We start from the raw sequence: 6,853 nt of genomic DNA, 5'->3' as shown, positions 1-6,853 counted from the left end.
AAGGAGGGGGTCACTGGTTCGATCCCAGTAACGACCACCATATTCGCAAGCAAGGCTGAGATATCAGCTGCGGTTGCAGAGAAAGTCCCCACTCAGATGGGGATTTTTTTTGCCTGAAATTCAGTACTCCAGCTTCTTCTGTTGCCGTTGTGGCGAGCCGAGCACCACCTCTTATAGTGCCACTCTGCCACACCGATCCTTCTTCATCCTGCTCTTCCTAGATTGTTCGACGGCCACTGACTTCACTCCTGTCCATTGTGATGCTGCTCATATGAACGCCTGTTAAAGCAAACGCCAGCAATAAAAAGGGCAGGCCAAGGCCTGCCCGCAAAGATGCGCCAGGTGCTACATGATCCCGCGGATCAGGATCCCGCTGATCAGCAGCGGCGCCACCACGCGCCAGCACCAGAGCAGCGCCAGACGCAGGGCGGGTGACAGGCCCGCAGGCAATATGGCATCACCCAATCGCCAGCCAAGCAGCAGGGTCAGTACCAGACCAAACAGCGGCATCATCAGGTTGGAGGTCAGATAGTCGAGCAACTCGAAGATGGTCTTGCCAAACAGGGTCAGATCGCTCCATGGGCCGAACGACAGGCTCACCGGAATGCCGGAGACCATGATAAGCAGGGTCAGTACCCGGCAGGCGCCACGACGCGACCAGCCCCACTCTTCGGTAGTGAAGCGCACCAAATGCTCCAGCATGGAGATGGAAGAGGATAGGGCTGCGACCAGCAGCAACAGGAAGAAGACCACCCCCAGCCCCTGACCGAACGGCAGATGGCTGAACACGGCGGGCATGGCCATAAAGGTGAGACCCGGCCCGGCAGTGGGGTCTATGCCGGTAGAGGCCAGCGCCGGAAAGATCATCAAGCCTGCCAGCACCGAGATAAGGCTTGCCAGTGTGACCACCCAGACCCCGGAGCGCAGCACCCCTTCGCTATTGGGCAGGTAGGCTCCATAGGTAGTGTGTACCCCGAGCCCGATGGAGAGGGAGAAGAAGGCCAGCCCCAGCGCGTCCAGCACGCTCTGGCCGGTCAGCATGGAGAAGTCCGGCAGCAGCAGCTGGCGCACACCCGCCATGGAGCCCGGCATGGAGAGACCAACCCCCACCAGCAGCAACATCATGATGAAGAGCGCGGGCATCATCCAGCGCAGTGCCCGCTCAACCCCTTTCTGAATACCCCCCTGCACGAACCACCAGGTCAGGCCTGCGAAAATCAGATGGGTCAGCACCGGCCACCAGGGGTTGCTGACATAGCCGTTGAACAGGGCGGTGAGGGCGCTCCCCTCGCTCAGGTTGAGCTTGCCAGCCATCGCCAGCGCGGCGTAACCCACGGTCCAGCCGCCCACCACGCTGTAGAAGCTGTAGATAAAGAAGCCGCAGGCAATCCCCATATACCCCATCCAGCGCCAGTTCGGCCCTACCAGTTTGCGAAAAGCGCCGAGCACCCCGCGTTGGCTATGGCTGCCGAGCAGGGTTTCGCCGACCTGTACTGCTACCCCCAGGGTGAAGCTGAACAGCAGAAACACCAGCAGAAAGGCACCACCGCCATTGGTGGCGGTCACATAGGGAAACTTCCAGATGGCACCAAGGCCAATCGCTGTGCCTGCTGCGGCCAACACATGACCGAGACGGGAAGACCACTGAACCTGGCTCATACAACCTCCGGGTAACACGACATCGAAGCAATACTCCTCTGTAGCAATAAACGACAGACCATAAAAAAGGCCGCCTGAGGCGACCTTTGCAATGAACATTCAGAAAAACTGTGCGTACAAGGTCACCTCTCTTGCGAGCTAAAAAATCGACCAAACAGCACGAGGATGGCAGACATGAGGTGACAACCTGACCAATGAATGAGGAAACAGCCTAAACCATGGAAAGAATAATTGACACATAAAATCAAAAATTTTTTATGTGTGCCGCTGTCACCACTCTGACTGTACGTACAACTCAATGTGGGGAACCTCGCAGGGCAGCATCTTTTCTACCTTGTGGCTATTTACTGGGCGATAATCGACGTAGCTTCTTCTGGAACTAGTGACCGCTACATGGCGCTGACGGGAACAACGATGAGACAGGATGTCGTATGAGATGGATGGTGCTGCCCTGGTTGCTGATCAGCCTGAGTGTGTCGGCGCAGCCCGGATTAACCCTGCTGAGTCACGACTTACCCCCCTTTACCGAATACCACGACGGCAAGCTCGACGGATTTGCCATTCGCCTGATCGATGAGGTGCAGGAGGAGCTTGGCACCCGCTATCCGGTGCGGATTTACCCGCTCAAGCGGGCGCTGGCGCTGGCACGGGTCGAGCCCGGCTATGGACTGTTCGTGGTACAGCGGCTCCCGGAGCGGGAGTCCCATTTCAAATGGGTTGGCCCGCTCTTTATCAATCGGGTCTTTATCTATCAGGCGCCGGATAGTCGCCACCCGCTGACCTCGCTGGCACAGCTGCGGGATCTGCCCAGAGTGGGGGTCGTGCTGGGTAACGCCGATGATGTGCGGCTGACCCATGAGGGCTACACCAATCTGGTGCGCTACAAGACGGTAGGGGAGGCGATAGAGCGGCTGATGCTGGGCAAGATCGATGCCTTGCCGATGGCGGAGCTGGTGATGGAGGCCACCCTCGACAAGATGGGGTTATCCCGGCGCAGCATCGTCAGCAGTGGAGTGCTACTCCATCAGGCCGGTCTCTATATTGTCTTCTCCAAGGGAACGGATGATGCCGAGATCACCCGCTGGCAGCATGCTCTGGAGGCTGTCAGAGCCGCCCAGGGGCGAGCCGATGAGCCCACCCGCGAAGAGTAACTGTCACACCAGACCGCGAATCAAGATCCCGCCGATCAGCAAGGGGGCAATCCAGCGCCAGCAGTTCATCAGCAAGTGATGCCAGTGGCTGGCAATCCCTTGCGGCAACGCCTTGCGTCCCAGCTTCCAGCCCAGCAGCAGCGTCAGCATCAGGCCGAACAGCGGCATCATCAGGTTGGAGGTGACAAAGTCCAGCAGCTCGAAAATGGTTTTGCCAAACAGGGTTGCGTGTTGCAGCGGGCCAAACGACAGGCTGACCGGAACACCGCTAGCCATGACGAATCCAGTGATGGCGCTACAGGCCGTGCGGCGTGACCAGCCCCAGGTCTCGCACAGGAAGCACTGCAAATGCTCCAGCAGGGAGATGGCCGAGGAGAGTGCCGCAAAGACCAGCAGGGCGAAGAAGATCACCTCAAGCACCTGACCGAATGGCAGTAGCTGAAACACCGCCGGCATGGTCATGAAGGTGAGGCCGGGCCCGGAGGCGGGATCGATACCGGTCGAAGCCAGCACCGGGAAAATCATCAAACCTGCCAGTACTGCCACCATGCTGGCCAGCAGTACCACCCAGAGGCTGGAGCGACCAACCCCTTCGCTGGTCGGCAGATATGCGCCGTAGGTGGTGTGAATGCCCAGACCGATGGAGAGGGAGAAGAAGGCCAGCCCCATGGCATCGAGCACGCCAGACATCCCCAGCTTGCTGAAGTCGGGCATCAGGAAGTGACGTACTCCCGCCATCGCATTGGGCAGGGTGAGGCCAAAGGCGACCAGCATCAGGATCATCAGGAACAGGGCCGGCATCATCCAGCGCAAGGTGCGCTCCACCCCTTTCTGAATGCCGCCTTGCACCACCATCCAGGTGAGGGCGGCAAACAGCAGGTGGGTGAGGATTGGCCAGACGTCGCCGCTGACATAGTCATTGAAGCGGGCGGTGAGGGCTGCTGCATCACCATGGTTGAGATCGCCGGAGATGGCCATGCCGGTATAACCCAGGGTCCAGCCGCCCACCACGCTGTAGAAGCAGTAGATGAGCAGGGTAGAGATCACCCCCATTACCCCAACCCAGCGCCACTGTTTGCCGAGCAGATCGGAGAAGGCACCGACTACCCCGCGGCGACTCATGCTGCCGAGCAGGGTCTCCCCCATCAGTACCGCCACCCCCAGGGTGAAGCTGAACAGCAGAAAGACCAGCAGGAAGGCGCCGCCGCCGTTGACTGCGGTGACATAGGGGAATTTCCAGATTGCGCCGATACCGACCGCGGAACCTGCTGCGGCGAGGATGTAGCCGAGTCGGGATGACCATTGGGACTGCTTCATAAGAACTCCAATCGAGCGCCCCTGGGCAGGGGCAGAATGGCGCTCATGTTACGGAGGTCACGGCGCAATCACTACGACGGTTATCAGGTGTAAATGCGATTTATTGGCATGATTGGCTAATTTAATTCTGTTTTTTGCCCAATCCTGCCACCAAATAAAAACCGGAGCGAGATTGCTCCGGTTTGGTCTCTGACAACGGCTCGTCGGCGGACTAGATCACCCCGAGTTCCCGCAGCCGCTCCATCAGGTAGCTGTGGGCAGTATGGCGCTCGGAGAGCACCACATCCGGGCGCGGATGGAGGAACAGCGGCAGCGAGATACGTGACTTGGCGGCACTGCCACCGGTCGGGTTGATGACGCGGTGGGTGGTGGAGGGATAGTAGCCGCGAGAGGCCTCCTGCAGCATGTCGCCGATGTTGATAATGAGGGTGCCAAAGTCGCACGGCACATCCATCCACTCGTCGTCGGAGCCCTTCACCTGCAGCCCCGGCTCGTTGGCGGCGGGCAGAATGGTGAGCAGGTTGATATCCTCGTGGGCGGCGGCGCGGATGGCGCCCGGTTCCTCGGTGCCATCGAACGGCGGATAGTGCAGCACCCGCAGCAGAGTCTTATGGCTCTCTTTGATCATCGAGGAGAGGGGGCAGCTGTAGTTGGTGGCGATATCGGCCGGGGTGAACTGCTCGACCCAGCCCAGCAACTCGGCGGCCAGACCGTTGGCCAGACGATAGTACTCCATCGCCTGCTCCTTCAGCTCTTCCGGCATCTGGCCCCAGGGGTAGATGTGGAAGTACTCCTTGATATCTTTCTGGCTATGGCCCTTGGCCACCTCGGAGACCGAGGGCGGGAAGTAGCCATCCTGGGTTTCGCGGTTGAACAGGAAATCCTGCTTCTGCTCGCTCATGAAGAAGCGATACCAGTTGTCGTAGATGGACTGCACCAGCTCTTTCGGGATGGGGTGGTTGGTCAGCACGCCAAAGCCGGTGGTTCGCAGGGATTCGGTGAAGCGTTGGGCCGCATCGGGTGAGCGGTAATCGACGGTCAGGACTTTCATTGTTTTTGTTGCGCGCCAGTTAAAAGATGGCGCAGTTTACCTTGCGCCTGATAACAAGGAAAGCGGGTTGGCCGCCCGTCTGGCACGGCGTTGAATAGTGACAAAAACATCAAATAAACCGCGCCAGACCGCACGGGTGCGCATCCCTTGTTATGGCCTTTTATCCTCTCTAGAATGCCGCTCACTATCTTTTCCGGAGTCTGTTCATGTCCCCCAAAATCCTGTTGCTGACCCTGCCGGTATTGCTGGCGGGATGCAGTGCCCTGTCAGAAGATGAGTGCCGTACCATGAGTTGGTACAACCTGGGTTATCAGGATGGATCGGAAGGCAAAACCCGTCAGGCGACCCGCGACTACGTTTCTTCTTGCAGCGAATATGGACTCAAAGTGGATGAAGCCGAGTGGAAGCGGGGCTACGACAAGGGGCTGGAGCTCTACTGCATTCCCGAGCTGGCCTACAGCAAGGGCAAGGAGGGGCAGGCCTATCTGGGGGTATGCCCCAATGATGCCAGCTTCCTCAAGCAGTATCAGCGTGGCTACGAAGAGTACAAACTGGCTGCCCGCCTGCGGGAGATCAGCGACGAGCTGGAGCGTACCGAGCGGGATATCGATACGCTGGAGCGCAGCATCCGCAACGAAACCAACACGGAACAGCGTGACTATTACCGCGCCAAGCGCGATCGGGCCATTCGCCACTACGAATCCCTGCGCCGGGAGTACAACCGTCTGCGCTATCCGGATCGGGTGATCCAGTTCTCCTTCGGCGGTTAATCCCTCTCTTCATGGCCAGCCCGCGTGCTGGCCATGTTGCACCTTGTCAGATCAGGGCAGTACCCAGCGCTGCAGTGCCAGTGCGATACCATCTTCGTTGTGGTCGGCCGTGACCCGATGGGCATGGCTCTGGATCTGCGGCGCCGCATTGCCCATGGCCACCGCCAGCCCCACCTGCTCGAACATGCTGATGTCGTTGTTGTTGTCACCAAACGCCACCACCTGCTCCATCGCAATTCCTTCGCTGGCCGCCCACTGGGCCAGCCGGTTGCCCTTGCTGCAACCGGGCTGTACCAGCTCCACCGCATAGGGGGCCGCCCAGTCGCGGGTAAAGGGCATCTGCTCGACCACCTTGCCCATAAAGGTGTGCAGGCGCGCCGGATCCTGATTGAACAGCTCCAGTTTCCAGACCGGGTTGTCGAGCCAGCCTGCCAGCTCCTCGACCGGGTGGAGGGCGATCTTGAGGTGGTCCGGCTGATTGGCCGACCAGTGGCGGATGCGTGTGACATGCTCTTCACAGCCGATGTAGCCAATGCCCTCGCTCAGGTGGAACAGGGCGCCCATCTGCTGCGCCTCGACCGCGGCCAGCAGCTCGGTAAGCGGGGCGGCCGCCAGCGGGTCGCCGCTGATGATCCGGTTTTGCACCGGATCATAGAGATAGGCGCCGTTGCTGCAGATGAGGGGGGTATCGAGGGCCAGCTCGTGGTGAAAGGGGCGCGCCGTCATATAGTGGCGCCCCGTGACCAGCAGCACCTTGATGCCGTGGGCGCGGGCCTGCGCCAGTGCTGCCCGGGTGGCCGACGAGATCTTGTGATCACGGGTCAGCAGGGTGCCATCCATATCGAGCGCGATGGCCTTGTACTCACTCATAGCTCCTCCAGCATCGAACAAATCCGCAAAGAGCC

Annotated in this window: 6 protein-coding genes; 2 read left to right on the top strand and 4 right to left on the bottom strand. The window is 59.7% G+C overall.

What is annotated here, in order from left to right:
- Positions 1–345: 345 nt before the first annotated feature.
- Positions 346–1,659, bottom strand: coding sequence for a sodium-dependent transporter (locus L972_RS16505; protein WP_047439630.1), 1,314 nt, complete (start codon positions 1,657–1,659; stop codon positions 346–348).
- Positions 1,660–2,090: 431 nt separating this feature from the next.
- Between L972_RS16505 and L972_RS16500 the strand changes: the two genes are divergently transcribed.
- Positions 2,091–2,810, top strand: coding sequence for a substrate-binding periplasmic protein (locus L972_RS16500; RefSeq protein WP_047439628.1), 720 nt, complete (start codon positions 2,091–2,093; stop codon positions 2,808–2,810).
- A gap of 3 nt (positions 2,811–2,813) precedes the next feature.
- Here L972_RS16500 and L972_RS16495 read toward each other — a convergent pair whose 3' ends face one another.
- Together L972_RS16495 and L972_RS16490 are read right to left on the bottom strand one after the other, a co-directional pair.
- Positions 2,814–4,127 carry a sodium-dependent transporter gene (locus L972_RS16495; protein ID WP_047439626.1) on the bottom strand — a complete coding sequence of 438 codons (1,314 nt, stop codon included), beginning with the start codon at positions 4,125–4,127 and terminating at the stop codon, positions 2,814–2,816.
- Between the two features lie 211 nt (positions 4,128–4,338).
- Positions 4,339–5,178 carry an isopenicillin N synthase family dioxygenase gene (locus L972_RS16490; protein WP_047439625.1) on the bottom strand — a complete coding sequence of 280 codons (840 nt, stop codon included), beginning with the start codon at positions 5,176–5,178 and terminating at the stop codon, positions 4,339–4,341.
- Between the two features lie 206 nt (positions 5,179–5,384).
- Between L972_RS16490 and L972_RS16485 the strand changes: the two genes are divergently transcribed.
- Positions 5,385–5,948, top strand: a complete 564-nt coding sequence (locus tag L972_RS16485; RefSeq protein WP_005362971.1) for a DUF2799 domain-containing protein — start codon at positions 5,385–5,387, stop codon at positions 5,946–5,948.
- Between the two features lie 51 nt (positions 5,949–5,999).
- Here the strand turns inward: L972_RS16485 and L972_RS16480 are convergent, their stop codons facing one another.
- Positions 6,000–6,818 carry a Cof-type HAD-IIB family hydrolase gene (locus L972_RS16480; protein ID WP_047439623.1) on the bottom strand — a complete coding sequence of 273 codons (819 nt, stop codon included), beginning with the start codon at positions 6,816–6,818 and terminating at the stop codon, positions 6,000–6,002.
- Positions 6,819–6,853 lie beyond the last annotated feature (35 nt).

Source organism: Aeromonas sp. ZOR0001 (assembly GCF_000801015.1).
In the GTDB taxonomy this organism is placed as follows: domain Bacteria; phylum Pseudomonadota; class Gammaproteobacteria; order Enterobacterales; family Aeromonadaceae; genus Aeromonas; species Aeromonas veronii.
This window is presented reverse-complemented; position numbering and strand designations above follow the sequence as displayed.

Bases quoted from the DNA above. Each gene is read 5' to 3' on its own strand.
- L972_RS16505 (WP_047439630.1), bottom strand. From the start codon at position 1,659: ATGAGCCAGGTTCAGTGGTCTTCCCGTCTCGGTCATGTGTTGGCCGCA.
- L972_RS16500 (WP_047439628.1), top strand. From the start codon at position 2,091: ATGAGATGGATGGTGCTGCCCTGGTTGCTGATCAGCCTGAGTGTGTCG.
- L972_RS16495 (WP_047439626.1), bottom strand. From the start codon at position 4,127: ATGAAGCAGTCCCAATGGTCATCCCGACTCGGCTACATCCTCGCCGCA.
- L972_RS16490 (WP_047439625.1), bottom strand. From the start codon at position 5,178: ATGAAAGTCCTGACCGTCGATTACCGCTCACCCGATGCGGCCCAACGC.
- L972_RS16485 (WP_005362971.1), top strand. From the start codon at position 5,385: ATGTCCCCCAAAATCCTGTTGCTGACCCTGCCGGTATTGCTGGCGGGA.
- L972_RS16480 (WP_047439623.1), bottom strand. From the start codon at position 6,818: ATGAGTGAGTACAAGGCCATCGCGCTCGATATGGATGGCACCCTGCTG.